This is a genomic window from Pseudomonas sp. 05N36, assembly GCF_056397385.1.
Genome location: NZ_JBFTNH010000014.1, coordinates 16,729 through 39,656 on the forward strand (window position 1 = coordinate 16,729; position 22,928 = coordinate 39,656).

General features: G+C 60.0%; 22 protein-coding genes. 8 read left to right on the forward strand and 14 right to left on the reverse strand.

Annotated features, from left to right (window positions below; all coding sequences use genetic code 11):
- Nucleotides 1-33: 33 nt before the first annotated feature.
- Genes AC1DIH_RS18220 through AC1DIH_RS18235 form a run of 4 tightly spaced genes read right to left on the reverse strand, consistent with a single transcriptional unit; the run spans nt 34 to nt 5,594 of the window.
- Nucleotides 34-1,983, reverse strand: a complete 1,950-nt coding sequence (locus AC1DIH_RS18220) for an acetyl/propionyl/methylcrotonyl-CoA carboxylase subunit alpha (RefSeq protein WP_477772752.1) — start codon at nt 1,981-1,983, stop codon at nt 34-36.
- Nucleotides 1,983-2,798 carry a gamma-carboxygeranoyl-CoA hydratase gene (locus AC1DIH_RS18225; RefSeq protein ID WP_019689590.1) on the reverse strand — a complete coding sequence of 272 codons (816 nt, stop codon included), beginning with the start codon at nt 2,796-2,798 and terminating at the stop codon, nt 1,983-1,985. The genes AC1DIH_RS18220 and AC1DIH_RS18225 overlap by 1 nt, the downstream gene beginning before the upstream one ends.
- A 13-nt stretch (nt 2,799-2,811) precedes the next feature.
- Nucleotides 2,812-4,419, reverse strand: coding sequence for a carboxyl transferase domain-containing protein (locus tag AC1DIH_RS18230; RefSeq protein WP_477772753.1), 1,608 nt, complete (start codon nt 4,417-4,419; stop codon nt 2,812-2,814).
- Nucleotides 4,420-4,430: 11 nt separating this feature from the next.
- Nucleotides 4,431-5,594 carry an isovaleryl-CoA dehydrogenase gene (locus AC1DIH_RS18235; RefSeq protein WP_054596570.1) on the reverse strand — a complete coding sequence of 388 codons (1,164 nt, stop codon included), beginning with the start codon at nt 5,592-5,594 and terminating at the stop codon, nt 4,431-4,433.
- Nucleotides 5,595-5,844: 250 nt separating this feature from the next.
- Here AC1DIH_RS18235 and AC1DIH_RS18240 point away from each other — a divergent pair, with 250 nt between their 5' ends.
- Nucleotides 5,845-7,542 (forward strand): AMP-binding protein, encoded by a 1,698-nt coding sequence (locus AC1DIH_RS18240; RefSeq protein ID WP_477772754.1) that lies wholly within the window; start codon nt 5,845-5,847, stop codon nt 7,540-7,542.
- Nucleotides 7,543-8,131: 589 nt separating this feature from the next.
- On the opposite strand, the gene AC1DIH_RS18245 is transcribed toward AC1DIH_RS18240, so the two are convergent.
- The 3 genes from AC1DIH_RS18245 to AC1DIH_RS18255 form a co-directional block, all read right to left on the reverse strand.
- Nucleotides 8,132-9,031 (reverse strand): hydroxymethylglutaryl-CoA lyase, encoded by a 900-nt coding sequence (locus tag AC1DIH_RS18245; RefSeq protein WP_477772755.1) that lies wholly within the window; start codon nt 9,029-9,031, stop codon nt 8,132-8,134.
- A 37-nt stretch (nt 9,032-9,068) separates the two neighbouring features.
- Nucleotides 9,069-9,467, reverse strand: a complete 399-nt coding sequence (locus AC1DIH_RS18250; protein ID WP_103316179.1) for a MerR family transcriptional regulator — start codon at nt 9,465-9,467, stop codon at nt 9,069-9,071.
- A 216-nt stretch (nt 9,468-9,683) separates the two neighbouring features.
- Complete coding sequence (locus AC1DIH_RS18255) at nt 9,684-10,613, reverse strand: LysR family transcriptional regulator (RefSeq protein ID WP_477772756.1); 930 nt, start codon at nt 10,611-10,613, stop codon at nt 9,684-9,686.
- Nucleotides 10,614-10,790: 177 nt separating this feature from the next.
- Here AC1DIH_RS18255 and AC1DIH_RS18260 point away from each other — a divergent pair, with 177 nt between their 5' ends.
- Nucleotides 10,791-12,020 (forward strand): acyl-CoA dehydrogenase, encoded by a 1,230-nt coding sequence (locus AC1DIH_RS18260; protein ID WP_477772757.1) that lies wholly within the window; start codon nt 10,791-10,793, stop codon nt 12,018-12,020.
- A 72-nt stretch (nt 12,021-12,092) separates the two neighbouring features.
- Here the strand turns inward: AC1DIH_RS18260 and ftrA are convergent, their stop codons facing one another.
- The gene (gene ftrA / locus AC1DIH_RS18265) at nt 12,093-13,070 is read right to left on the reverse strand and encodes a transcriptional regulator FtrA (protein WP_477772758.1); all 978 of its coding nucleotides are present in this window, start codon (nt 13,068-13,070) and stop codon (nt 12,093-12,095) included.
- Between the two features lie 100 nt (nt 13,071-13,170).
- On the opposite strand from ftrA, the gene AC1DIH_RS18270 reads away from it, so the two are divergent.
- Nucleotides 13,171-13,605, forward strand: coding sequence for a rhodanese-like domain-containing protein (locus AC1DIH_RS18270; RefSeq protein ID WP_145015239.1), 435 nt, complete (start codon nt 13,171-13,173; stop codon nt 13,603-13,605).
- Nucleotides 13,606-13,771: 166 nt separating this feature from the next.
- Here AC1DIH_RS18270 and AC1DIH_RS18275 read toward each other — a convergent pair whose 3' ends face one another.
- Nucleotides 13,772-14,425, reverse strand: coding sequence for a type 1 glutamine amidotransferase (locus AC1DIH_RS18275; RefSeq protein WP_477772759.1), 654 nt, complete (start codon nt 14,423-14,425; stop codon nt 13,772-13,774).
- A 280-nt stretch (nt 14,426-14,705) separates the two neighbouring features.
- Between AC1DIH_RS18275 and AC1DIH_RS18280 the strand changes: the two genes are divergently transcribed.
- A complete protein-coding gene (locus AC1DIH_RS18280; protein ID WP_477766363.1) occupies nt 14,706-15,485 on the forward strand; it encodes an ABC transporter substrate-binding protein in 780 nt (259 codons plus the stop codon).
- Nucleotides 15,486-15,584: 99 nt separating this feature from the next.
- The gene (locus AC1DIH_RS18285; RefSeq protein ID WP_477772760.1) at nt 15,585-16,697 is read left to right on the forward strand and encodes a succinylglutamate desuccinylase/aspartoacylase family protein; all 1,113 of its coding nucleotides are present in this window, start codon (nt 15,585-15,587) and stop codon (nt 16,695-16,697) included.
- Between the two features lie 68 nt (nt 16,698-16,765).
- Here AC1DIH_RS18285 and AC1DIH_RS18290 read toward each other — a convergent pair whose 3' ends face one another.
- Together AC1DIH_RS18290 and AC1DIH_RS18295 are read right to left on the reverse strand one after the other, a co-directional pair.
- Nucleotides 16,766-18,127, reverse strand: a complete 1,362-nt coding sequence (locus AC1DIH_RS18290; protein WP_477772761.1) for a heavy metal sensor histidine kinase — start codon at nt 18,125-18,127, stop codon at nt 16,766-16,768.
- Complete coding sequence (locus AC1DIH_RS18295) at nt 18,127-18,807, reverse strand: heavy metal response regulator transcription factor (RefSeq protein WP_477772762.1); 681 nt, start codon at nt 18,805-18,807, stop codon at nt 18,127-18,129. Before AC1DIH_RS18295 ends, AC1DIH_RS18290 begins: the two co-directional genes overlap by 1 nt.
- A gap of 155 nt (nt 18,808-18,962) precedes the next feature.
- On the opposite strand from AC1DIH_RS18295, the gene copI reads away from it, so the two are divergent.
- Together copI and queF are read left to right on the forward strand one after the other, a co-directional pair.
- The gene (gene copI / locus AC1DIH_RS18300; protein ID WP_477772763.1) at nt 18,963-19,520 is read left to right on the forward strand and encodes a copper-resistant cuproprotein CopI; all 558 of its coding nucleotides are present in this window, start codon (nt 18,963-18,965) and stop codon (nt 19,518-19,520) included.
- A gap of 61 nt (nt 19,521-19,581) precedes the next feature.
- A complete protein-coding gene (gene queF, locus AC1DIH_RS18305; protein ID WP_054593164.1) occupies nt 19,582-20,412 on the forward strand; it encodes an NADPH-dependent 7-cyano-7-deazaguanine reductase QueF in 831 nt (276 codons plus the stop codon).
- A 169-nt stretch (nt 20,413-20,581) separates the two neighbouring features.
- On the opposite strand, the gene AC1DIH_RS18310 is transcribed toward queF, so the two are convergent.
- Both AC1DIH_RS18310 and AC1DIH_RS18315 read right to left on the reverse strand, forming a co-directional pair.
- Nucleotides 20,582-20,845: a DUF4404 family protein gene (locus AC1DIH_RS18310; RefSeq protein WP_054593163.1), complete on the reverse strand. Its 264-nt coding sequence runs from the start codon at nt 20,843-20,845 to the stop codon at nt 20,582-20,584.
- A 123-nt stretch (nt 20,846-20,968) separates the two neighbouring features.
- A complete protein-coding gene (locus AC1DIH_RS18315) occupies nt 20,969-21,589 on the reverse strand; it encodes an HAD family phosphatase (RefSeq protein WP_477772764.1) in 621 nt (206 codons plus the stop codon).
- 191 nt (nt 21,590-21,780) lie between these two features.
- Between AC1DIH_RS18315 and AC1DIH_RS18320 the strand changes: the two genes are divergently transcribed.
- Entirely contained in the window at nt 21,781-22,470 is a 690-nt protein-coding gene (locus AC1DIH_RS18320; RefSeq protein WP_477772765.1) for an MlaA family lipoprotein, read from the forward strand.
- Between the two features lie 63 nt (nt 22,471-22,533).
- Here the strand turns inward: AC1DIH_RS18320 and AC1DIH_RS18325 are convergent, their stop codons facing one another.
- Complete coding sequence (locus AC1DIH_RS18325) at nt 22,534-22,833, reverse strand: PilZ domain-containing protein (protein WP_477772766.1); 300 nt, start codon at nt 22,831-22,833, stop codon at nt 22,534-22,536.
- Nucleotides 22,834-22,928 lie beyond the last annotated feature (95 nt).

Genomic DNA, 22,928 nt, shown 5'->3' on the forward strand with positions numbered 1-22,928 from the left:
TCCTACGGCGTAGGACCTGTCATCAGACCGCGATTATTCCAGCTCCACCAACGCGCTGCCTTCGTTGACCATCTCGCCTTCCTGGCAATACAAGGCCTTCACCACACCTGCATGGGGCGCACGAATGCTGTGCTCCATTTTCATGGCTTCCAGTACCACCAGCTGCGCACCGGCTTCGACCGTTTGCCCCGGCGCCACCATTACACGAACGATGCTGCCATTCATTGGCGCGGTCAGGCCGCCCTGATGACTATGGCTGGCTTCCACCGCGGCGATAGGGTCGTAAGGTTTGATGCAGCGCAGCTCACCTTCCCATTGCAGGTACAGGGTTTCACCCTGGCGGATGGCGCGATGCTGAAGGCGCACGCCGTGATGTTCGACCAGCAATTGCTCACCGTTGAGTTCGGCGTTGCGGGTGTCGGCAGGGGCCAGGGTGATGGCCCGGTCCTGGTCTTCGCAGCTTAAGTGCAGCGTGGTTTCTGCTGGCAAGCCGGCACGGAAACCGTTGCCAACGGCCCATGGTGAACCCGGGTCATCGGCGCGTATGTGGTGTGCCTGGCTTTGCGCAAAGGCTTGAGCGGCGGCTTGCCAGAACGCATCGCTGAGTTCGTTTGGCGCTGGCAGTAATTGTTCCTGATAACGAGGGATGAATCCCGTGTCGAGCTCAGCTGCAGCGAAGGCTGGGTGTCCGATGATTCGGCGCAGAAAGCTGATATTGGTCTTCAGCCCGCCAATGGCGAACTCATCCAGCATGCTCAGTAGCCGCAAACGAGCCTGTTCGCGGTCCTCGCCCCAGGCGATCAGCTTGCCAAGCATCGGATCATAGAACGGCGAAATGCTGTCGCCTTCCTCGACACCGCTGTCGACGCGCCTGCCCGGGCCTGCGGCTGACTCGCGGTACAGCGCCAGGTGTCCGGTGGCCGGCAAGAAGTCATTACTTGGGTCTTCAGCATACAAACGCACTTCAATCGCATGGCCGAGCAACGGCACCTGCGCCTGCGTCATGGGCAGCGGCTCGCCTTGGGCGACGCGAATCTGCCACGCCACCAGATCGAGACCGGTGATGGCTTCGGTGACCGGGTGCTCGACCTGCAGGCGCGTGTTCATCTCCATGAAGAAGAACTCACCGCGCGAATCCAGCAGAAACTCCACGGTGCCTGCGCCGACATAACCGATCGCTTGCGCCGCACGGACTGCCGCTTCACCCATGGCTTTACGCAGTTCCGCGCTCAGGCCGGGGGCCGGCGCCTCTTCGACGACTTTCTGGTGACGACGTTGAATCGAGCAATCACGTTCGTTGAGGTACAGGCAGCTACCGTGCTGATCAGCGAAGACCTGGATTTCCACATGCCGTGGTTTGAGCAGGTACTTTTCCACCAGCATCCGCGAATCGCCAAACGAAGATTGCGCCTCACGCTGCGCCGAGGCCAGGGCTTCGGCCAACTGGCTGACGTCCTCGACCACTTTCATGCCTTTACCACCGCCCCCGGCAGTCGCCTTGAGCAGCACTGGATAGCCGATGCGCTCGGCGGCATCGCGGAAGGTTTCCAGGTCCTGGGCCTCACCGTGATAACCCGGTACCAGCGGCACACCCGCAGTTTCCATCAAGGCTTTGGCGGCGGATTTGCTGCCCATGGCGTCAATGGCCGAAGCGGGTGGGCCGAGGAAAATCAAGCCGGCGGCTTCAATGGCGCGCGCAAATCCGGCGTTCTCCGAGAGAAAGCCATAACCCGGGTGAATCGCCTGGGCGCCGCTGGTCTTGGCGGCAGCGAGCAGTTTGTCGATTTGCAGGTAACTGTCAGCCGCTTTGCTGCCACCCAGGTCGACGCGGATGTCTGCTTCGCGACTGTGCCGCGCATCGCGATCGGTGGCGCTGTGCACGGCCACGGTGGTCAGGCCCAGCGCCTTGGCGGTACGCATCACTCGGCAGGCAATTTCGCCACGGTTGGCCACCAGCAAGGTGGTGAGAACAGGGGCGCTCATCAACGCAGCTCCTTGGTAGTGGATTCAGGCTGCCAACTTGGCGGACGTTTCTGCAGGAACGCCCGCAAGCCTTCCTGACCTTCAGGACTGACGCGAATTCGCGCGATCGCGTTTTCGCAGTAACGGCGCAACGCCGGGTTCAGGGCACCGTTGCCGACTTCACGCAGCAGCTCCTTGCTTGAGCGCATGGCGTGTGGGCTATTGAGCAATAGATTGTTGATCCACTGTTCGACCTGCGACTCCAGTTCGCTGGCCGGATAGCTTTCGCTGAGCAGGCCGATTTCCTGAGCACGTTGGCCACTGAAACGTTCAGCGGTCAGTGCATAACGGCGCGCGGCCCGTTCGCCGATGGCTTGCACAACGAAAGGGCTGATCACCGCCGGCGCCAGGCCGATGCGCACTTCCGACAGGCAGAATTGCGCGTCATCGGCACCAATCGCCATGTCGCAGCAACTGATCAAGCCCAGAGCGCCGCCATAGGCTGCGCCCTGGACAACCGCCAGCGTCGGGATTTTCAGCTTGGCCAGGTTGTACATCAACTCAGCCAGCTCGCGAGCGTCGTCCAGGTTGGTGTGGTAATCGAGTTCGGCCGATTGCTGCATCCAGGCCAGGTCAGCGCCAGCGCTGAAATGCTTGCCACGCCCGCGCACCAGCAGAAAACGCAGGCTTGGATTGCTCTGGACCTTGTCCAGCGCGAGGATCAGTTCGCGGATCATTTCGGCGTTGAAGGCGTTGTTTTTCGCCTCGCGACTCAACCACAGCGTGGCGAAACCACGCGGGTCGGTCAGCAGTTCGAGGGTATTGAAGTCGCTCATGGTTTTCTCCAGATCACATCCGGAACACGCCGAAGCGGCTCGGTTCGATAGGTGCATTCAGCGATGCAGACAAGGCCAGGGCCAGCACGTCGCGGGTTTGCGCCGGGTCAATGACGCCGTCGTCCCACAACCGGGCGCTGGAATAGTAGGGGTGGCCCTGTTCTTCGTACTGATCGAGGATCGGTTGCTTGATCTCGGCTTCCTGGGCGTCGGAGAACGGATGACCGCTGCGTTCAGCCTGTTCGCGCTTGACCTGAACCAGCACGCCGGCGGCTTGCTCGGCGCCCATCACGCCGATTCGCGCGTTCGGCCACATCCACAGGAACCGCGGATCGTAGGCCCGTCCACACATGCCGTAGTTACCGGCGCCGAAGCTGCCGCCGATGATCACGGTGAATTTCGGCACCTTGGCGCAGGCCACGGCGGTGACCAGTTTTGCGCCGTGCTTGGCAATGCCGCCGGCTTCGTATTTCTGGCCGACCATGAAGCCGGTGATGTTTTGCAGGAACAGCAAGGGAATCCCGCGCTGGCAGGCCAGTTCGATGAAGTGCGCGCCTTTCTGCGCAGCTTCGGCGAAGAGGATGCCGTTGTTCGCAAGAATCGCGATCGGGTAGCCGTGCAGGTGTGCGAAACCACAGACCAGCGTCGTACCGAACAGCGCCTTGAACTCGTCGAACACTGAGCCGTCCACCAGTCGCGCAATCACTTCACGCACATCGAACGGTTGCTTGGCGTCGGCCGGCACCACGCCGTACAACTCGTCGCTGCCGTAGAGCGGTGCGATTGGCGTCAGTTGTTGCAGTTCGCCCAGTTTGCGCCAGTTGAGGTTGGCAACACTGCGTCGGGCCAGGGCCAGCGCGTGTTCGTCGCTGTCGGCATAGTGGTCGGCCACACCGGAAATCTTGCAGTGCACATCGGCACCGCCCAGGTCTTCGGCGCTGACCACTTCACCGGTTGCGGCTTTCACCAGCGGCGGGCCGGCAAGGAAAATTGTCGCCTGCTGACGGACCATGATCGCTTCATCGGCCATGGCCGGCACATAGGCGCCGCCGGCAGTGCAGGAGCCCATGACCACGGCGATCTGCGGGATGCCCATGGCGCTCATGTTGGCCTGGTTGAAGAAGATCCGCCCGAAGTGCTCGCGGTCCGGGAACACTTCATCCTGACGCGGCAGATTGGCGCCGCCGGAGTCCACCAGGTAGATGCACGGCAGGCGATTCTGTTGGGCGATGGTCTGGGCGCGCAGGTGCTTTTTCACCGTCAGCGGGTAGTACGAACCGCCTTTCACGGTCGCGTCGTTGGCGACGATCATGCATTCGACACCTTCGACCCGGCCGATGCCGGCGATCACTCCGGCGGCGGGGACATCTTCACCGTAGACCTCGTAAGCGGCCAGTTGGCTGATTTCCAGAAAGGGCGAACCAGGGTCGAGCAGGCGATTGATCCGCTCACGGGGCAGCAGTTTGCCGCGTGAGGTATGCCGCTCCTGGGCCTTGGCGCCGCCGCCTTGCTGGACCTGAGCGAGCAGGGTGTGCAGCGCGTCGACCTGGGCAAGCATCGCCGCGCTGTTGGCCGCGAACTCCGCCGAACGGGGGTTGAGCTGGGTGTGCAGGATTGCCATGGACAGCTCCGTTAGCGGGTTTCGTTGAAGAGTTCGCGACCGATCAGCATGCGACGGATCTCACTGGTTCCCGCACCAATTTCATACAGCTTGGCGTCACGCAGCAGACGGCCTGCCGGGAATTCGTTGATGTAGCCGTTACCGCCCAGAATCTGGATCGCATCGAGGGCCATTTGCGTGGCGCGTTCAGCGCTGTAAAGGATTACGCCGGCAGCGTCCTTGCGGGTGGTTTCGCCACGCTCGCAGGCTTGAGCCACTGCGTACAGGTAGGCGCGGCTGGCATTGAGTTGGGTATACATGTCGGCGACYTTGCCCTGGATCAGCTGGAAYTCGCCGATGCTYTGGCCGAACTGTTTGCGGTCGTGGATGTACGGGACGATSAGGTCCATGCAGGCCTGCATGATCCCGGTTGGCCCGCCGGAGAGCACCACGCGCTCATAGTCGAGGCCGCTCATCAGCACTTTCACGCCACCGTTGAGCACGCCCAGGATGTTTTCTTCCGGGACTTCAACGTCATCGAAGAACAGCTCGCAGGTGTTCGAACCGCGCATGCCCAGCTTGTCGAATTTGTTGCTGCGGCTGAAACCTTTCCAGTCGCGCTCGACGATAAATGCGGTGATCCCGTGCGGGCCCTTTTCCAGGTCGGTCTTGGCGTAGATCACGTACGTGTTGGCGTCCGGGCCGTTGGTGATCCAGGTCTTGCTGCCGTTGAGCACATAGTGGTCGCCACGTTTGTCGGCGCGCAGCTTCATCGAAACCACGTCGGAACCTGCGTTCGGTTCGCTCATGGCCAGAGCGCCGATGTGCTCGCCGCTGATCAGCTTCGGCAGGTATTTGGCTTTCTGTTCGTGGGTGCCGTTGCGGTTGATCTGATTGACGCAGAGGTTGGAATGCGCGCCGTAGGACAGGGCGACCGAGGCCGAGCCTCGGCTGATTTCTTCCATGGCCACCACGTGCGCCAGATAGCCCAGGCCGGCGCCGCCGTATTCTTCTGGAACGGTAATCCCCAGCAACCCCATGTCGCCGAATTTACGCCACAAGTCAGCCGGGAACAGGTTATCGATATCGATCTGTGCTGCACGCGGGGCGATCTCTTTGCTGACGAAGGCGCGGACCTGGTCACGCAGCATGTCGATGGTTTCGCCGAGGGCAAAGTTCAGGGTCGGATAGCTCATGGGGCACCTTCAAACTTGTTTTTATAAATGGAGAATCGGCCTGCACAGTGCGCCGAATCGACTGTCACCTTTACGTTAACGTAAGCCTGTGACGAATGGCTGTCAATCACCCTTTACGTTAACGTCAACTTGAGCGAGAGTAGAGACAGTTTCGAGGTTGAAAAACGAACCGTTTGCGTAGGAACAGCCAAGCCTGTCACCAGTAAAGGTTCAACCGTCTCACCCACTAAAAAAGACAATAGGGGTCGTCATGGATCAACACAGTGCTCCCCCACAGCACAGCTACAGCCGTGGTTCGCAGGACAAAGCCTTGCTGGCGATGACCATTGGCCAGGCGTTCGATAACACCGTCGCGAAATACCCCCAAGGCGACGCATTGGTGGTGCGTCATCAGCAACTTCGCTACAGCTGGGCGCAATTGGCCGAAGCGGTCGATTTGCACGCCAGAGCGTTTTTGGCGTTGGGTTTACAAACGGGGGACCGTCTCGGCATCTGGGCGCCAAACTGCGCGCAGTGGTGCATCAGCCAGTTTGCCAGCGCGAAGATTGGCGTGATTCTGGTCAACATCAATCCGGCCTATCGCAGTTCCGAACTCGAGTACGTGCTGAAGCAGTCCGGTTGCCAATGGCTGGTGTGTGCCGGTTCGTTCAAGACGTCCGATTACCACGCCATGCTGCAAGGCCTGGCACCGGAGCTGGCGGAGCAATCCATTGGCCGTCTGCACTCTGAGCGCCTGCCGGATTTGCGCGGCGTGATCAGCCTCGACGCACAACCGCCATCAGGCTTTTTGCCGTGGTCGCAATTGGCGGATCTTGGTGCCGGGGTGCCGGTTGAACAGCTCAAGGCACGGCAAAACAACCTGCATTTCGACCAGGCGGTGAACATTCAATACACTTCCGGCACCACCGGATTTCCCAAGGGCGCGACCCTCAGTCACTACAACATCCTCAACAACGGTTACATGGTCGGCGAAAGCCTCGGACTGACCGCCGATGATCGCCTGGTGATCCCGGTGCCGCTGTATCACTGCTTCGGCATGGTCATGGGTAACTTGGGTTGCGTTACTCATGGCAGCGCCATGATTTACCCCAACGACGCCTTCGACCCGTTGCTGACGTTGACCACTGTTGCGCAAGAGAAAGCCACCGCGTTGTACGGTGTGCCGACCATGTTCATCGCCATGCTCGATCAACCGCGCCGCGCAGAGTTCGACCTGTCGACGCTGCGTACCGGGATCATGGCCGGGGCAACGTGCCCGATTGAAGTCATGCGCCGGGTCATCAGCGAAATGCACATGAGCGAAGTGCAGATTGCCTACGGCATGACGGAAACCAGTCCGGTGTCGTTACAGACCGGTCCGTCAGACGACCTGGAACTGCGCGTCACCACGGTCGGCCGCACCCAGCCGCAGCTGGAAAGCAAAATCATTGATGAGGCGGGCAATCTGGTGCCCCGCGGGACCATCGGTGAACTGTGCACTCGCGGTTACAGTGTGATGCTTGGTTACTGGAACAACCCGCAAGGCACGGCCGAGGCGATCGATCAGGCTGGCTGGATGCACACCGGCGATCTGGCGACCATGAACGAAGAGGGTTACGTCTGCATCGCCGGACGTAACAAGGACATGATCATTCGTGGTGGCGAGAATATTTACCCACGAGAGCTGGAAGAGTTTTTCTTCACTCATCCGGCGGTAGCCGATGTGCAGATCATCGGCATTCCATGCGAGAAGTACGGTGAGGAAATCGTTGCCTGGATCAAGTTTCACCCGGGCCACCGCGCCACTGAGCAGGAGCTGCAAACCTGGTGCAAGGAGCGCATCGCGCACTTCAAGACGCCGCGTTACTTCAAGTTCGTCGAGGAGTTTCCGATGACCGTGACCGGCAAGATCCAGAAGTTCCGGATGCGCGAGCTCAGTATCGAAGAGCTGAAAGCCAATAAAGGCTAACGACAGTCCTGTGGGAGCAAGCCCGCTCCCACAGGATGCGCGGCCAAAACCCAAACACCAGACAGCACAAAGGGGAGCCGAAGCTCCCCTTTAATTTGTCGTTGCCTGCTCTTTTTTTATTATTAAGGGGCGGTCTGTTGTTGTTTTTGGCAACCGTGACCCTTTACCGCTGTTTTGGGCGACCCCCATCCGGGGTCAAGAGCAAACGTATTTTTTTGAGCGCTGATCTGCTTTTTCGCCAAGCGATCCAACCAGTTCGGGAGCTACCTGAAGGTAGTTTTATTGTTCTCTGCCCGGTTGCGGGTTACTGCAAGCAGCACCCTGAAAAGCACACCTTCTCCAAAAAAATCTGTTAGCTGCGTCTCTGCCGTGTTGTTTTTGTTATGTCAGAGTCGTTACGTCTTATTTTTATTAGGTTTGCTGCTTTTTATTCTTGTTATGCCATAGAGATAGCAGAAGCCATGCCAACTTTTAAAAGTGCTTTAAAAACAACGACTTAAAATTTTGTAGGACAAATCGTTCATGAAAATTCGGTCAGGTTGTTTCCGTGTTACTCGTTTTGTTGCGGTTGCGGTAACACCCGGATACATCACTGGGCGCTACGGGCCTTGGCCACGCGTGAACCGGTCGGGCGGCCCAGGACGTTGCAGATCTGCTGGCCGGCCAGAATCAGTTTTTCCAGGTCGACGCCGGTCTTGATACCCAGGCCGTTGAGCAGGTACAGCACGTCTTCGGTGGCAACGTTGCCGCTGGCGCCCTTGGCGTATGGGCAGCCGCCGAGGCCGGCGATGGAACTGTCGAACACCGCAATCCCTTCCAGCAGGCTGGCATAGATGTTGGCCATGGCCTGACCGTAGGTGTCGTGGAAATGCCCGGCCAGTTTGTCCCGTGGCACGTCGGCTGAAACCACCTCGAACATCTTGCGTGTCGCGCCGGCGGTGCCGGTGCCGATGGTGTCGCCGAGAGAGACCTCGTAGCAGCCCATGGCGTACAGCTCGCGTGCAACCAGGGCAACTTGCTCGGGCGCCACGTCACCCTCGTAAGGGCAGCCGAGCACACAGGACACGTAACCGCGCACACTGACCCCGTGTTGCCGGGCGGCCTCCATGATCGGCACGAAGCGCGCCAGGCTTTCGCTGATCGAGCAATTGATGTTGCGTTGCGAGAAGGATTCGGAGGCGGCGGCGAACACCGCGACTTCCTTGACCCCGGCAGCCACCGCGTCTTCGAACCCGCGCAGGTTCGGCGCCAGTGCGCCGTAGGTCACCCCGGGCTTGCGCTGGATCTGCGCGAACACCTCGGCCGAGCCGGCCATTTGCGGTACCCATTTCGGCGAAACGAAACTGCCGACTTCTATATAGCCGAGGCCAGCAGCGCTGAGCGCATCGACCAACTGCACCTTGTCCGCAACGCTGATGGGTTGGGCTTCGTTCTGCAAGCCATCGCGTGGGCCGACTTCGATCAGGCGTACGTGGGTGGGGAGGGGCATAAGGAATTCACCTGTTGTTATGAGAGCGTGGGAACGATCAGATAGCCTGCTGGCTCTTGATCGTCTGTTCCAGCGCCTGGACACAGCGTTCTTCGGCGGTGTCGAGTTCCAGTTTCATCTGCTCGATGTCCAGCAGTTGCTGTTCAAGCTGTTCACGGCGCTCGGTGATTTTCGCCAGCATGCTGTGCAGCTGTTTCTGATTGCCGCTGGTGGGATCGTAGAGCTCGATCAGCTCGCGGCATTCGGCCAGGGAAAAGCCGATGCGCTTGCCACGCAGGATCAGCTTCAGGCTGACCTTGTCACGTGGCGAATAGATACGTTCCTGGCCGCGACGCTCAGGGCTGAGCAGGCCTTGCTCTTCGTAAAAGCGAATGGCGCGAGTGGTGATGTCGAGCTCGCGGGCGAGGTCGGAAATGCTATAGGTCTGGCTGCTCATGGACGCGCTCGCAAAAAGGTCATGGCGCTAAGCTAATGTCAGGTTGACGTGAACGTCAAGGCTGTTGATCTTCATTGCCATAACCGGCCTCTTCGCGAGCAAGCCCACACTGGATCGGTGTTGAACATGGGATTTGCTGTTCGAACGGAGTTCAGTGTGGGAGCGGGCTTGCTCCGGGCGGCGATCCGACGAAGAACGATTACACGGTCTAATGTCTTACGCGTTATCCAGCTTCTTCTCATGCGCCGTCACTTGCTGGCACAACTCGATCATCTGCTCGCGCATCCAGCGGTTGGCCGGGTCCTGATCGGTGCTTTCGTGCCAGTAGAGGTGGGTCTCCACCGGCGGCACATCATTGACCGGCAGATAGAAGGCGTGCAGGTCATGACGCCGGGCAAAACGCTCGGGCACGGTCATCACCATGTCGGTTTGCTGCAACACCTGGGAGGCCATCAGGTAATGCTGCGAGCGCAGGGCGATCTTGCGCTGGATGCCCATTTTGCCCAAGGCCAGGTCGACATAACCCAGCCCGCTACGGCGGCTGGAAATGTGCACATGGGTCAGTGACAGGTAGTCGTCGAGGGTGAATTTTTCCTTGCTCGCCATCGGATGGCCCTTGCGCATGGCACACACGTAGCGATCTTCCATCAACTTGACGTGACGCACTTGCGGATCGGTGTTGAGCGGTGCATCGACGGCAAAGTCCAGGCGGCCAGCGGCGAGCTCCTTGGTGGTCTCGCGGCGTTTCGACAGAAAGCTCTCGATGATCACCGTCGGCGCCAGGCGTCGCAGGCGCTGGAACAGCGGTGGCAGGATGACCGCCTCGGTGAGGTCGGTCATGCTGATGCGATAGGTCTTGACCGCCTGCAACGGGTTGAAAATCCGGCTTTCCTGCACCGATACCCGCAGCAGCGACAGTGCGTTGCGCACCGGGCCGATGATGTTTTGTGCCATGGGTGTAGGCACCATGCCTTGCGCGGTACGCACGAACAATGGGTCGTTGAAGGTTTCGCGCAGGCGGGCCAGAGCGTTCGACACCGCAGGTTGGGTAATGCCGACAATCTGCCCGGCGCGGGTCAGGTTGGCTTCGGTGTAGATCGCGTCAAAGACGATGAAAAGATTGAGGTCGACCTTGCTTAGATTCATGGCGTTTTTGCTCTGGCTCTTGTTATAGGGGCAGGAGGGCTCGATCAGTCGATCATATATCGGTGATGAATGTTAATACACGCCGAGAATAGGCTAGGTAAATTATCAACGCTGATTTAGCATCGATTCATGGCCTCAACAACGTCTTCAACACCTCGTCAAAAAAGGTAGCTGCCCATGGATTTCGACTATTCCCCCAAGGTCCAGGAACTGCGTGAACGCGTGACTGCGTTCATGGATGCTTACGTTTATCCAGCCGAAGCGGTGTTCGAACGTCAGGTCGCTGAAGGCGATCGCTGGCAGCCGACGGCGATCATGGAAGAGCTGAAAAACAAGGCCAAGGCTGAAGGCTTGTGGAACCTGTTTTTGCCGGAGTCCGAACAGGGCGCCGGCCTGACCAACCTGGAATACGCACCATTGGCGGAAATCATGGGCCGCTCCTTGCTCGGGCCTGAGCCGTTCAACTGCTCGGCGCCGGACACCGGCAACATGGAAGTCTTGGTGCGCTACGCCAATGAAGAGCAGAAGCAACGCTGGCTGGAACCGCTGCTGCGCGGCGAGATCCGCTCGGCGTTCGCCATGACCGAGCCGGACGTAGCGTCCTCCGACGCCACCAACATGGCCGCCCGTGCGGTGCGTGATGGCGACGAGTGGGTGATCAACGGCAAGAAGTGGTGGACCTCCGGCGCATGCGATCCACGCTGCAAAATCCTGATTTTCATGGGCCTGAGCAACCCCGACGCACCGCGTCACCAGCAGCACTCGATGATCCTGGTGCCGGTGGATACGCCTGGCGTGAAGATCGTTCGTCCGCTGCCGGTGTTCGGTTACGACGATGCGCCTCACGGTCACGCCGAAGTGCTGTTCGAGAACGTCCGCGTACCTTATGAGAACGTGCTGCTGGGTGAGGGCCGTGGTTTCGAAATCGCCCAGGGGCGCCTTGGCCCGGGCCGGATTCACCACTGCATGCGCTCGATCGGCATGGCGGAGCGCGCACTGGAATTGATGTGCAAACGTTCGATCAACCGCACCGCCTTCGGTAAACCGCTGGCACGCTTGGGCGGCAATATCGACAAGATCGCCGATTCGCGGATGGAAATCGACATGGCGCGGCTGCTGACCCTCAAGGCCGCCTACATGATGGACACCGTGGGCAACAAAGTGGCGAAAAGCGAAATCGCCCAAATCAAGGTGGTGGCGCCGAACGTGGCCTTGAAGGTGATCGACCGGGCGATTCAGATCCACGGTGGTGCGGGTGTCTCCAACGATTTCCCGCTGGCCTACATGTACGCCATGCAACGTACGCTGCGTCTGGCCGATGGCCCGGACGAAGTGCACCGCGCAGCGATCGGCAAGTTTGAAATCGGCAAATATGTGCCGAATGAAATGCTGCGCAGCGGGCACTAAGCCGCGGCGCTGTACCTCACCCGCAAACACAGTGCTGCTGCGTTTGCGGGTGAGTGCATTGGCAATCCCCCCTCACATCGACAGCGCTTTCACTTCGCGGCCAAACCGCTCCCGATACACCGACGGCGGCAGCCCGACCACGCTGCGAAACGCCACGCGGAAACTCTCCACCGAACGGTAACCACATTGCAGTGCAATGGACTCGGTGTTGTGCGCGCTGCTTTCCAGTAGTTCCCGGGCGCGTGCCAGCCGTTGTTGTTGCAGCCAGGATTTGGGCGAGGCACCGGTGGCTTCGCTGAATCGTCGCAAAAAAGTTCGCTCGCTCATGGCCGCCTGGCTCGCCAGTTCGCGTACGCCCAATGGTTCATGCAGGCGTTCGCGGGCCCATTGCATGACGCGCGACAGATCGCTGCGGGGAGTGCGGCTGACGGGGGCGGGAATGAACTGTGCCTGGCCGCCAGTACGTTGCGGCGACATCACCAACCGGCGTGCCACCGAGTTGGCGACCTGGGTGCCAAAGTCCCGTGCCACCAGGTGCAGGCACGCATCAATGCCGGCGGCGCTGCCGGCGGAGGTGATCAACTGCCCCGCATCGACATACAGCACGTCGGGGTCGACCAGAATGTTCGGGAAACGCTCGGCCAGCTCCTCCGTATAACGCCAGTGAGTCGTTGCGCTCAGCCCGTCGAGCAACCCCGTGGCTGCGAGTACAAACACCCCGGAGCAGATCGACAGCAGCCGCGCGCCTCGGGCATGCGCCTGACGCAGGGCCGAAAGCAGGGCTTCAGGCACGGGTTCAGTGCGGCTGCGCCAACCGGGAATGATGATGGTCCGCGCGGTGTCCAGCAGCTCCATGCCGCCGTCGACCAAAACCTGAATGCCGCCCATGGCGCGCATCGGTCCCTGATCGACGCCGACGATCCGGTGTTCGTACCAGGGAAAGTCGAACTCTGGCCGTGCCAGGCCGAAGATCTCAACGGCAATTCCGAACTCGAAGGTGCAGAGACCGTCGTAGGCCAGAATCGCGACTAATCCGGGTTCGGTGTGCATTTGGCGGAAAATTCCCAGTGAGTGTCTTGTGCGCCACTGTAGCGGTATCGGCGAGTTGGATACAGTCCTCTCACGCCCACACACGCTTTGGAGAGCACCCATGACCAGTCTGGTTCGCGAAATTCCTGCCGCCCCATCCGCCGTTGCCCTGATGCATTTCAGCAACCGCCTGACCTTTGAAACCGACTGTTCCGACGTCTTTGGCAGCCAGCAGGCGGGTGACGTGGACTTCGTTCTGGTGGATGTACGGGGTCCACTGGCGTTCGAGCGCGGTCATGTGCCAGGTGCGATCAACATTCCTGGACGCTTGATCAGTGCTGAAGTACTGGCGGCTTACCCGAAAACCACGCTGTTCGTGGTGTATTGCGCGGGTCCGCACTGCAATGGCGCGAACAAGGCTGCGGTGAAGCTCGCGGCGCTGGAATACCCGGTCAAGGAAATGATCGGTGGAGTGACCGGATGGCTGGATGAGGGCTTTGAGCTGAGCCACCCGGTTGAACGGCCAGCCAGTGCGGCAATCGGATGCGAGTGCTGATCACGACACATGATCGAGTCAGCTCTTGTGGCGAGGGAGCTTGCTCCCGCTCGATCGAGAAGCGGTCGCAATAAAGTTGATGCGTTTATCCTGAGAGAACGCACTGACAGGTTTACGACTGCTTCGCAGCCGAGCGGGAGCAAGCTCCCTCGCCACAGGGGGACTGCTAGGCTCTGGGCGTGGCCGCACGCCACTCATCCAGCGTCGCCTGCAACCAGTCGAACACCTGGCGGTAGGCGGCGCTGTCGTCCTGATCGCGGGGCAGGGGCGATTCGTTGCCGAAGTGGGCATTGAGTAGCGCTACCGACTCGGCGTTCCATTCCGGATGAAACTGCAATCCCACGCGGGTCGAGCCGACGGCGTACATCTGCTGCTCACACTGGGCGCTGCTGGCCAGCAATCGGGCGTCGGGTGGCAGATCGATCGCATCTTCATGCCATTCCAGTACGTTCAGTGCGGACCCGTCAGCGAACGTAACCTGCGTCCAGCCGGTTTCGGTCCGGGCCATTCGCCGCACATTCCCGCCCAGGCTCAGGGCCAGCAATTGCGCACCCAGGCAAATGGCGAACACCGGCGCGCCCTGTGCGATGCTTGCCGCCAGCCACTTGCGCTCTTCTGCCAGCCACTGCGGACCTGCGTTGGCCTCATAAGGCCCGCCCAGAATGATCACCGGCGCAGCGCCTGCGGGCGGAAGCTGGCCAAGGTCCGCGCGAAACACCTTCAGCGTCAGCCCTCGGGACTCGGCCCAATCGTCAATCGCCCCGGGGCCTTCAGCGGGGTGGTGCTGGATCAGGTTCAACGAGGTCGATTGCTCGGGCATGGCGCGGCTCTCTGGTAGCGGAGGGAGGTATGGTCGGCTTTTTCCGTCGGAACGTGCGGCATCTTGACTGAAAACCAGGCGTTTCTGAAGGCCGTTGCACCGCGTTGGCGCAGGCTATTACTGCGAGAAATACCTTGGCTTATTTTCTATAACGATTTGTCGCTTAAACACAATTCGCATCTTGAGTGCAGCTCTAGACTGCCGGCCACTTCGATTTTTACCAGCCACAAGCTACTAATCGAATGCTGCCAATAAGAGTCTCCGCACACAGGAGTTATAAATGAAGAAGCTAGTGATGTTCGGTGCTCTGGCACTGTCCGTGTTGTCCCTGTCGGCCGTAGCCGAAGATGCCAAGCCGATCCGTCTGGGGATCGAAGCCGGCTACCCACCGTTCTCGTTCAAGACACCTGAAGGCAAACTCAGCGGCTTTGACGTGGACATCGGCGATGCGCTGTGTGAGCAGATGAAAGTCAAATGTACCTGGGTCGAGCAAGAATTCGATGGTCTGATCCCGGCGCTGAAGGTCAAGAAAATCGACGCGATCCTGTCGTCCATGACCATCACCGACGACCGCAAGAAGAACGTCGACTTCACGATCAAGTACTACCACACCCCGGCACGTTTCGTGATGAAGGAAGGTACCGCCATCAAGGACCCGCTGACCGAACTCAAGGGCAAGAAAGTCGGTGTGCTGCGCGCCAGTACTCACGACCGCTTCGCCACTGAAGTGCTGGTGCCGGCCGGGATCAACCTGGTGCGCTACGGCTCCCAGCAGGAAGCCAACCTGGACATGACCTCCGGCCGCCTCGACGCGATGCTGGCTGACTCGGTCAACCTTGACGACGGCTTCCTGAAAACCGACGCCGGCAAAGGCTTCGCGTTCGTTGGCCCGGAATACGAAGACGCCAAGTACTTCGGCGGTGGTGCCGGTATTGCCGTGCGCAAAGGTGATAAAGAGCTGGCGGACAAGTTCAACACGGCCATCAACGAAATCCGCGCCAACGGCAAGTACAAGCAAGTGCAGGACAAGTACTTCAAGTTCGACGTTTACGGCAAGTAATTTCACCGTTCAAAAAGGTGGCTATCGTTGACGCGGTGGCCGCCTTTTTTATGCACCTTTGAATGTCCTCGCCTCACACATTTTCTGTAGGAGCCCGCCATGCAACGTATCGACCATCAACTGCCCTGGAGCCACCTCGGCACCGAGCGCAGCCTCAGCGTGTTTCGATTTGGCGCAGGTTCGCGCAAGGTCTACATTCAGGCCAGCCTGCACGCCGATGAACTACCGGGCATGCGCACGGCCTGGGAACTGAAGAAGCGTCTCACCGAACTTGAAGCCCAGGGCCAGCTCAACGGCGTTATCGAGCTGGTGCCGGTGGCCAACCCGATTGGCCTGGACCAGCATCTGCAAAGCGCCCACATGGGCCGTTTCGAGCTGGGCAGCGGGAAGAATTTCAACCGGGCGTTCTATGAACTCAGCGGGCCGGTGGGGGAGTTGATCGGTTCGCAGTTGGGCAACGACGCCGAGGCCAACATCGCGTTGATCCGTCAGACCATGGGTCAGGTCCTCGACCGGTTGCCGGCCCCGGCGTCACAGCTGGAAGCCCTGCATCGGTTGCTGTTGCGGCATGCCTGTGAGGCTGAGATCACCCTGGATCTGCATTGCGATTTCGAGGCGGCCATTCATCTTTATGCGCTGCCGCAACACTGGCCGCGTTGGCAGTCCCTGGCGGCACGATTGAAGGCCGGTGTGGCGTTGTTGTGCGAAGACTCTGGTGGCAGTTCGTTCGATGAGTCCTGTTCGTCGCCGTGGTTGCGGTTGGCCAAGGCGTTTCCAGAGGCGTCGATTCCACCGGCCAACCTGGCGACGACCCTGGAGTTGGGAAGTATGGGGGATACGCGGGTTGATCAGGCGCAGGCCAATTGCGAGGCGATCCTCGGGTTTCTGGCAGAGCAGGGTTTTATTGCCGGGCAGTGGCCGCAAGCGCCGGATGAGTGTTGTGAGGGGATGCCGCTCGAGGGGACCGAGTATCTGTTTGCACCGCATCACGGGGTGGTGAGTTTTCTGCGTGAGGCGGGGGAGTGGGTCGAGAAGGGCGATGCGTTGTTTGAGGTGGTCGATCCGTTGAGTGATCGGGTGACGGTGGTGTGTGCCGGGACCAGCGGGGTGTTGTTTGCGCTGGATCGCGGGCGGTATACGCAGCCGGGAATCTGGCAGGCGAAGGTGGCGGGGCGGGAGACGATACGGGTTGGGAAGCTGGTCAACGATTGAGTCCGGTCTGGCTGCCCCCATCTCTTGTGGGAGCGAGCCTGCTCGCGATGGGGCCAGCCAGTCTGGCCTCAGACTCCCTTCGGCAACTCCATCAAAAACCGCGTCCATCCCTGGCCTGATTCGCAACGAATCGTCCCGCCATGGGCGCGGATGATCGACTGAGTGATCGCCAGCCCCAACCCTGCATGCTCGCTACTGCCTTCATGGCGCGCCGGGTCTGCGCGGTAGAACCGGTCAAACAAGCGCGGCAACAGCTCTTCAGAAATCCCGTTGCCACTGTTTTCAACGCTCAGGCTCAAGCCCTTTGGCTCATCGACAATCCGCACCTGAATCTCACCGTTTGGCGGGGTGAAGCGCAGCGCGTTGTCCAGCAGATTGGAGAGGGCACGGCGCAGCATGCTGCGGTCGCCACTGAGGTTGGCGCTGCCGAGGCGGGTCAGCTTGACCTGGGCGTCTTCGGCCAGTGGTGCGAAAAACTCCAGCAACAGATCCGCTTCCTCGGCCAGTTGCAGCGGTTCGCGTTTTGGTGTCAGCAAGCCGTGATCGGCCTTGGCCAGATACAGCATGTCGTTGACCAGTTGCGCCATCCATTGCAGCTCTTCGAGGTTGCCGTGCAGCGCCTCGCGGTAATCTTCCAGGTCGCGCGGGCGGGTGAGGGTGACCTGAGTGTGGGTCAACAGGTTCGACAACGGCGTGCGCAGTTCGTGGGCGATGTCGGCGGAGAAGGCCGACAGACGCTGGAACGAGTCGTCGAGACGGCCGAGCATGGCGTTAAACGTGTGAGCCAGATTGGCGAGTTCGGCGGGCATTTGATCTTCGGGCAGGCGTTGGGTCAGCGAACTGGCGGACACCCCGGCGGCCACTTCACTCATGCGTCGCAAGGGCCGCAATCCACTGCGCGCCGCCCACGCGCCGAGCAGCGCGGTGGCCAGCGCCGACAGGCCGACGGTCAACCAGATCAAATGCTGCATGCGCTGCAAAAAGTGCTGATGGTGAGTGATGTCGAGCATCAGAATCAGCTGCGCGGAATCGGTCTTGCCCGGCTCCAGCGCGGCGCTGTAGACACGATACGCCGTGTCGGCGCTGTGCAAACTGTGAAGACCGGACTGGGTTGGCAAGTCGTCGGGGAGGTTCGCGGCACTGTCGAACCACACGCGACCATCGGCGCTGCGCACCTGCAATGCCAGGTCCGGCTGATGGCTCATTTCATCCTGCAACCTGGCTTTTCGCTCGGCGAACAATCGTGGATCGTCGGCGCCGGCCAAGACACTGCGCAGGGCGATCAACTTGCCGTCGAGCAATTGCTGGTCGAGTTCAATGAAGTGCGTCTCGCTGGCGCGGCTGAACAGCACGCCGGCAAACAACGAAACCACCGCCGTGCAGGCGGCAAACAACAGCGCCAGGCGGCCGCTCAGGGACAGGCGGCGCATCAGGCGGGACGCTCTTCAAGCACATAGCCCATGCCGCGTACGGTATGAATCAACTTGTTCGGGAAGTCGTCGTCGATCTTCAGGCGCAGACGGCGGATCGCCACTTCAATGACATTGGTGTCACTGTCGAAATTCATGTCCCAGACCTGCGAAGCGATCAGCGATTTGGGTAGCACTTCGCCTTGGCGGCGCAAGAGCAGTTCCAGCAGGGCGAACTCCTTGGCGGTCAGGTCGATGCGCTGGCCGCTGCGCTCGACCCGGCGGCGAAACAGGTCCAGCCGCAAATCAGCCAGTTGCAGACTGGTTTCCTGCGACGTCGCGCTGCCGCGACGTAACAGGCTGCGCACGCGGGCCAGTAATTCGGAAAAGGCGAACGGCTTGACCAGGTAGTCGTCGGCGCCCAGTTCCAGGCCATGAACCCGGTCTTCAACGGCATCGCGGGCGGTGAGAAACAGCACCGGGATGTCCAGGCCGGCGCTACGCACCGCTTGCAATATCTGCCAGCCGTCACGGCCGGGGAGCATCACGTCGAGAATCAGCAACGCGTAATCGCCGGTCAGCGCCAGGTGCTGGCCGGTGTTGCCGTCGGCCACCAGTTCGACGTTGAAGCCGGACTCGGTCAGGCCTTGGCGCAAGTAATGGCCGGTTTTCGGTTGGTCTTCGACGATCAGCAATTTCATGGGCAGCTCGAGGTCAATGGAACAGGTGCGTTATACCGTGGCAGGCTGTCATGCAGTGCAACCTTACAAAGTTGTAATCTGGCCGTCAGCTGGCTGGCAGTGGCGCAGTAGTAGAGTTTCCCACAAGCTGAACCTTATCTTGTTGGAGGGTGATCATGTTTTTGCGTCATCGATTGGTACTTGCCGGCTGCTTGTTGGCGTTGAGCTTTCCCGTGTGGGCGTCGCCGGCACAGACCTACGATTTCGGCACACCGGCCCCGGCGGCGAAGGCTACGCGCAGCGTCGAAATCGTGATGAGCGATATGTCGTTCACGCCCAAGACGCTGGACATCAAAGCCGGTGAGACAGTGCGTTTTGTACTGATCAATAAAGGCCGGTTACTGCACGAGTTCAACCTGGGGGATGCGGCGATGCACGCTGCGCATCAACAGGAAATGCTGAAAATGCAACAGGGCGGCATGCTCACCCCGACCATGATGAAAGGCGCTTCCATGGACCACGGTTCGATGGCGGGCATGGATCACAACTCGATGCCAGGCATGGATCACGGCGCAAGCATGAAGCACGATGATCCGAACAGCGTGTTGATTGAACCGGGCAAAACCGCCGAATTGACCTGGACCTTCAAGAAAGCCAGCAATCTGCAGTTCGCCTGCAATATTCCCGGCCACTATCAGGCGGGCATGGTCGGCAAATTGACTGTCAGTCAGTAAGCACTCAAAGGCGGGAGCAAAGGCTGTTAGAATCCGCTGATTCTTCAGTCAGGTTTCCGCCATGCATCCCGCAGCCGAACATTCGCCGCTGGGCAAATCCAGCGAATACATCGCCACGTACACGCCGTCCTTGCTGTTCCCGATCCCGCGCACCGCGAAATGGGCCGAGCTGGGCCTGACGGCTGAAACCCTGCCATACAAGGGCGTGGACTTCTGGAACTGCTTCGAACTGTCCTGGCTGTTGCCATCGGGCAAGCCGGTGGTGGCCATCGGCGAATTCAGCATCCCGGCAGACTCGCCGAACATCATCGAATCGAAGTCGTTCAAGTTGTACCTGAACTCGCTGAACCAGACGCCGTTCGCCGATACCCAAAGCCTTGAAGCCACGCTGGTGAATGACCTGTCGGCCGCCGCGGGCAAGCCGGTGGGCGTGCGTATTCGCAGCTTGAACGAGGTCGAGGCTGAAGGCGTTGTAGCGCTGCCAGGCGTGTGCATCGATGATCTGGACATCAGCGTCAGCAACTACGAGCATCCGCGCCCGGAACTGCTGCGTTGCGATGATTCGCGCATCGTTGAAGAGAGCGTACACAGCCACCTGCTCAAATCCAATTGCCCGGTCACCAGCCAGCCGGACTGGGGCAGTGTCGCGGTCGAGTACCGTGGCGCGGCGCTGGATCACGCCAGTCTGCTGGCCTATCTGGTGAGCTTCCGCCAGCATTCGGACTTCCACGAGCAGTGCGTAGAACGGATCTTCCTCGACCTGCAGCGCTTGCTGAAGCCGGAAAAACTGACCGTGTATGCGCGTTACGTGCGTCGCGGCGGGCTGGATATCAACCCGTATCGCAGCACTGAAGAAGTGCAACTGCCGAACCACCGCCTGGTCCGTCAGTAAAGATCCAATGTGGGAGCGAGCTTGCTCGCGATAGCGATCCGACCATCACCTTGATGTTGAATGTGCCGCCGCCATCGCGAGCAGGCTCGCTCCCACAGGGATTGCATTGCAGGTCGCAGAAATGAAAAAGCCCCGCTATCGCTAGCGGGGCTTTTTTGTATTCGAGGAGTCAGATCCCGATGTTGCCCAGGGTCTGCACGATGTTGCGCAACACGGTGGCCAGCGCCGGATGGTCCACTTCGAAACGCTCCACGGCAAGGTTGACGCCGTCCGCCAGGCTGCTGTCCTGCGTCGCGGTTTCCAGTTTGATCTGCGCCTCAATTTTCTGCATCAGTTCTTGCAGGTGCTCACGCTCTTCCAGCGTGAGCGGCGGGTTCTGCTCCAGTTGCTCGCGCAGGGCGTTGAGCTGTTCTTGCAGTTCGCGGGCAGGCATGGCGTTCTTCCTTTTATCGATAGGCACTGGCATAGACCGCAGCGATGGGCCAAAGGTCTGCATCTGGCCTTTAGATTAATCCACTGGCGAGCGAAGTGCATGATCTTGATCAAGAACGCCCTATCAGGGCTTTTCACCCTTGTGTCGGCGCAGGCCGATGTCTGACAGGCAGGTGTCGAGTTCACCCAGGTGATCGATCACCGAATGCACGCCAAGGCCGAACAATTGCACGGTCGCCTTGCCGCGTTTGAGCTCGCGTTCCTGCTGACTCAAGGCGTGCCACTCATTGGGTGTCAGCCCGCAGAGCGAGCCACAGGACGCCAGGCCGATGGTCCAGAGCCCGGCGTTGAGGCCTGATTGCAGCAAGCGCGGTTCGCCGCTGACCAGCACGCAACCGTCCAGACGATCGATGTTCAGCGCCATCAAGGCTTGCCAGCACGCATCGGGGGACGGCCATTGCCCCCTGTTCAGCGTGTGCGGGCTGGCGGTGACCCAGTCCGGCAGCGAAGTGGCCAGCGCGAGGCTTTGCGCGTGTGGCAACTCGTCGAGCCAGGCACACGGAATGCCTTGAAGTTGCAGGCGGTTCAGCGCTTCCAGGGCGCCCGGTGTCGGGTGCGCTCGTTCAGCGGTGTCGCGGTCGTTCTGACGGCTGCGGGCGCCGAAATCCACCAGACAGCCGCTGAGACCGAAGAGCACGGCGGTCGGGTTGGGAATGCTCTGGGGGAGGGCTTGAGCGTGGGGCATTTCAACGTCCCTGAAATAATTCCGGAGATTAGGGATGCCCCATGACAGTTGAGTGACATCGGGATGAAGCGGCCGCACCAACAAGGCCGGTTCACGGGCGACTGCCTAAAAATACTTAACCACCTTATACTAGCGCGCTTATCGCCCGGGTATTGAGTCCCGCGCCAGTACGGTCCAAGGAGTTTTTTGCTATGCGCTGGAGCAATCGTCTAGCTCGACTATGTATGTGTGCCAGCGTGTTGCTGGTTCCGTTCGCTGCCCAGGCGGCGTCGGAAGATGATCCTTGGGAAAGCATTAACCGTCCGATCTACAAGTTCAACGATGTACTGGACACCTACGCCTTGAAGCCGATTGCCCAGGGCTATCAGTTCATTACGCCGACATTTCTCTCGGACGGCATTCACAACATGTTCCGTAACATCGGTGACGTCGGCAACCTGGCCAACGACATCCTGCAGGCCAAGCCGCGCGCCGCTGGCGTCGATACGGCTCGCGTGCTGATGAACACCACTATCGGCCTGGCCGGGTTCTTCGATGTGGGCACCAAAATGGGCCTGCAACGCAACGACGAAGACTTTGGCCAGACCCTTGGCCATTGGGGCGTACCGAGCGGTCCTTACGTGATGCTGCCGTTCTTCGGCCCAAGCACGCTGCGTGATGCACCGTCCATGTACGTCGATACCTACGCCAAACCCTACCGCTACATGAACGACATTCCGGCGCGCAATATGGCGCTTGGCATGAGTGTGATCGACACCCGTGCCAGCCTGTTGTCGAGCGAGAAGCTGATCACCGGCGACAAATACATCTTCATTCGCAACGCTTATCTGCAAAACCGCGAATTCAAGGTCAAAGACGGCAAGGTGGAAGACGATTTTTAAATTGTCACCCGCGCAACAACAAGAAGGCGGCCATTTGGCCGCCTTCTTTGTTTGTGTTCGTGCTCAATTCATTTTCAGGATTGTAAGCCCAAGTTTCTGGCCGCCAGCGTCCTGTTGAGTCACCCAGACCACTTCGGTCTCGGCTTCCAGGCCCTTGAGCGCCGCGTGCTCGGAATCGATGCGTACGTTCAGCGTGTCGCCCACCTGGAACGATCGGGCCGCCTGAACCTGCATACCGCTGCTCGAAAGGTCGATACAGACGGCTGGAATCAAATCGCCGGCGTGAATCAATGTGACATCCGCATCGACCCGCATGCGGATGTAGTCGCGCTTTTCACTGTAGTCACGATCGCTTTGGCTCATGGGCTCGATCCTTCCTTTGTGTTGCGGTTTTAGCTGTTCTTATAACTCCCGGTGATTTGCGATGTAAAGACGCCTGATGACCATCGGCGTGAGCT

What these genes read in the sequence shown, in the direction of transcription:
- AC1DIH_RS18240 (WP_477772754.1), top strand. Translation starts at nt 5,845, where the DNA reads ATGGATCAACACAGTGCTCCCCCACAGCACAGCTACAGCCGTGGTTCG.
- AC1DIH_RS18275 (WP_477772759.1), bottom strand. Translation starts at nt 14,425, where the DNA reads ATGCCCGAGCAATCGACCTCGTTGAACCTGATCCAGCACCACCCCGCT.
- AC1DIH_RS18255 (WP_477772756.1), bottom strand. Translation starts at nt 10,613, where the DNA reads ATGAATCTAAGCAAGGTCGACCTCAATCTTTTCATCGTCTTTGACGCG.
- AC1DIH_RS18225 (WP_019689590.1), bottom strand. Translation starts at nt 2,798, where the DNA reads ATGAGCGACTTCAATACCCTCGAACTGCTGACCGACCCGCGTGGTTTC.
- AC1DIH_RS18230 (WP_477772753.1), bottom strand. Translation starts at nt 4,419, where the DNA reads ATGGCAATCCTGCACACCCAGCTCAACCCCCGTTCGGCGGAGTTCGCG.
- AC1DIH_RS18250 (WP_103316179.1), bottom strand. Translation starts at nt 9,467, where the DNA reads ATGAGCAGCCAGACCTATAGCATTTCCGACCTCGCCCGCGAGCTCGAC.
- copI (WP_477772763.1), top strand. Translation starts at nt 18,963, where the DNA reads ATGTTTTTGCGTCATCGATTGGTACTTGCCGGCTGCTTGTTGGCGTTG.
- AC1DIH_RS18320 (WP_477772765.1), top strand. Translation starts at nt 21,781, where the DNA reads ATGCGCTGGAGCAATCGTCTAGCTCGACTATGTATGTGTGCCAGCGTG.
- AC1DIH_RS18290 (WP_477772761.1), bottom strand. Translation starts at nt 18,127, where the DNA reads ATGCGCCGCCTGTCCCTGAGCGGCCGCCTGGCGCTGTTGTTTGCCGCC.
- AC1DIH_RS18245 (WP_477772755.1), bottom strand. Translation starts at nt 9,031, where the DNA reads ATGCCCCTCCCCACCCACGTACGCCTGATCGAAGTCGGCCCACGCGAT.
- AC1DIH_RS18270 (WP_145015239.1), top strand. Translation starts at nt 13,171, where the DNA reads ATGACCAGTCTGGTTCGCGAAATTCCTGCCGCCCCATCCGCCGTTGCC.
- AC1DIH_RS18310 (WP_054593163.1), bottom strand. Translation starts at nt 20,845, where the DNA reads ATGCCTGCCCGCGAACTGCAAGAACAGCTCAACGCCCTGCGCGAGCAA.
- AC1DIH_RS18260 (WP_477772757.1), top strand. Translation starts at nt 10,791, where the DNA reads ATGGATTTCGACTATTCCCCCAAGGTCCAGGAACTGCGTGAACGCGTG.
- AC1DIH_RS18325 (WP_477772766.1), bottom strand. Translation starts at nt 22,833, where the DNA reads ATGAGCCAAAGCGATCGTGACTACAGTGAAAAGCGCGACTACATCCGC.
- AC1DIH_RS18315 (WP_477772764.1), bottom strand. Translation starts at nt 21,589, where the DNA reads ATGCCCCACGCTCAAGCCCTCCCCCAGAGCATTCCCAACCCGACCGCC.
- ftrA (WP_477772758.1), bottom strand. Translation starts at nt 13,070, where the DNA reads ATGCACACCGAACCCGGATTAGTCGCGATTCTGGCCTACGACGGTCTC.
- AC1DIH_RS18285 (WP_477772760.1), top strand. Translation starts at nt 15,585, where the DNA reads ATGCAACGTATCGACCATCAACTGCCCTGGAGCCACCTCGGCACCGAG.
- AC1DIH_RS18295 (WP_477772762.1), bottom strand. Translation starts at nt 18,807, where the DNA reads ATGAAATTGCTGATCGTCGAAGACCAACCGAAAACCGGCCATTACTTG.
- AC1DIH_RS18280 (WP_477766363.1), top strand. Translation starts at nt 14,706, where the DNA reads ATGAAGAAGCTAGTGATGTTCGGTGCTCTGGCACTGTCCGTGTTGTCC.
- queF (WP_054593164.1), top strand. Translation starts at nt 19,582, where the DNA reads ATGCATCCCGCAGCCGAACATTCGCCGCTGGGCAAATCCAGCGAATAC.
- AC1DIH_RS18220 (WP_477772752.1), bottom strand. Translation starts at nt 1,983, where the DNA reads ATGAGCGCCCCTGTTCTCACCACCTTGCTGGTGGCCAACCGTGGCGAA.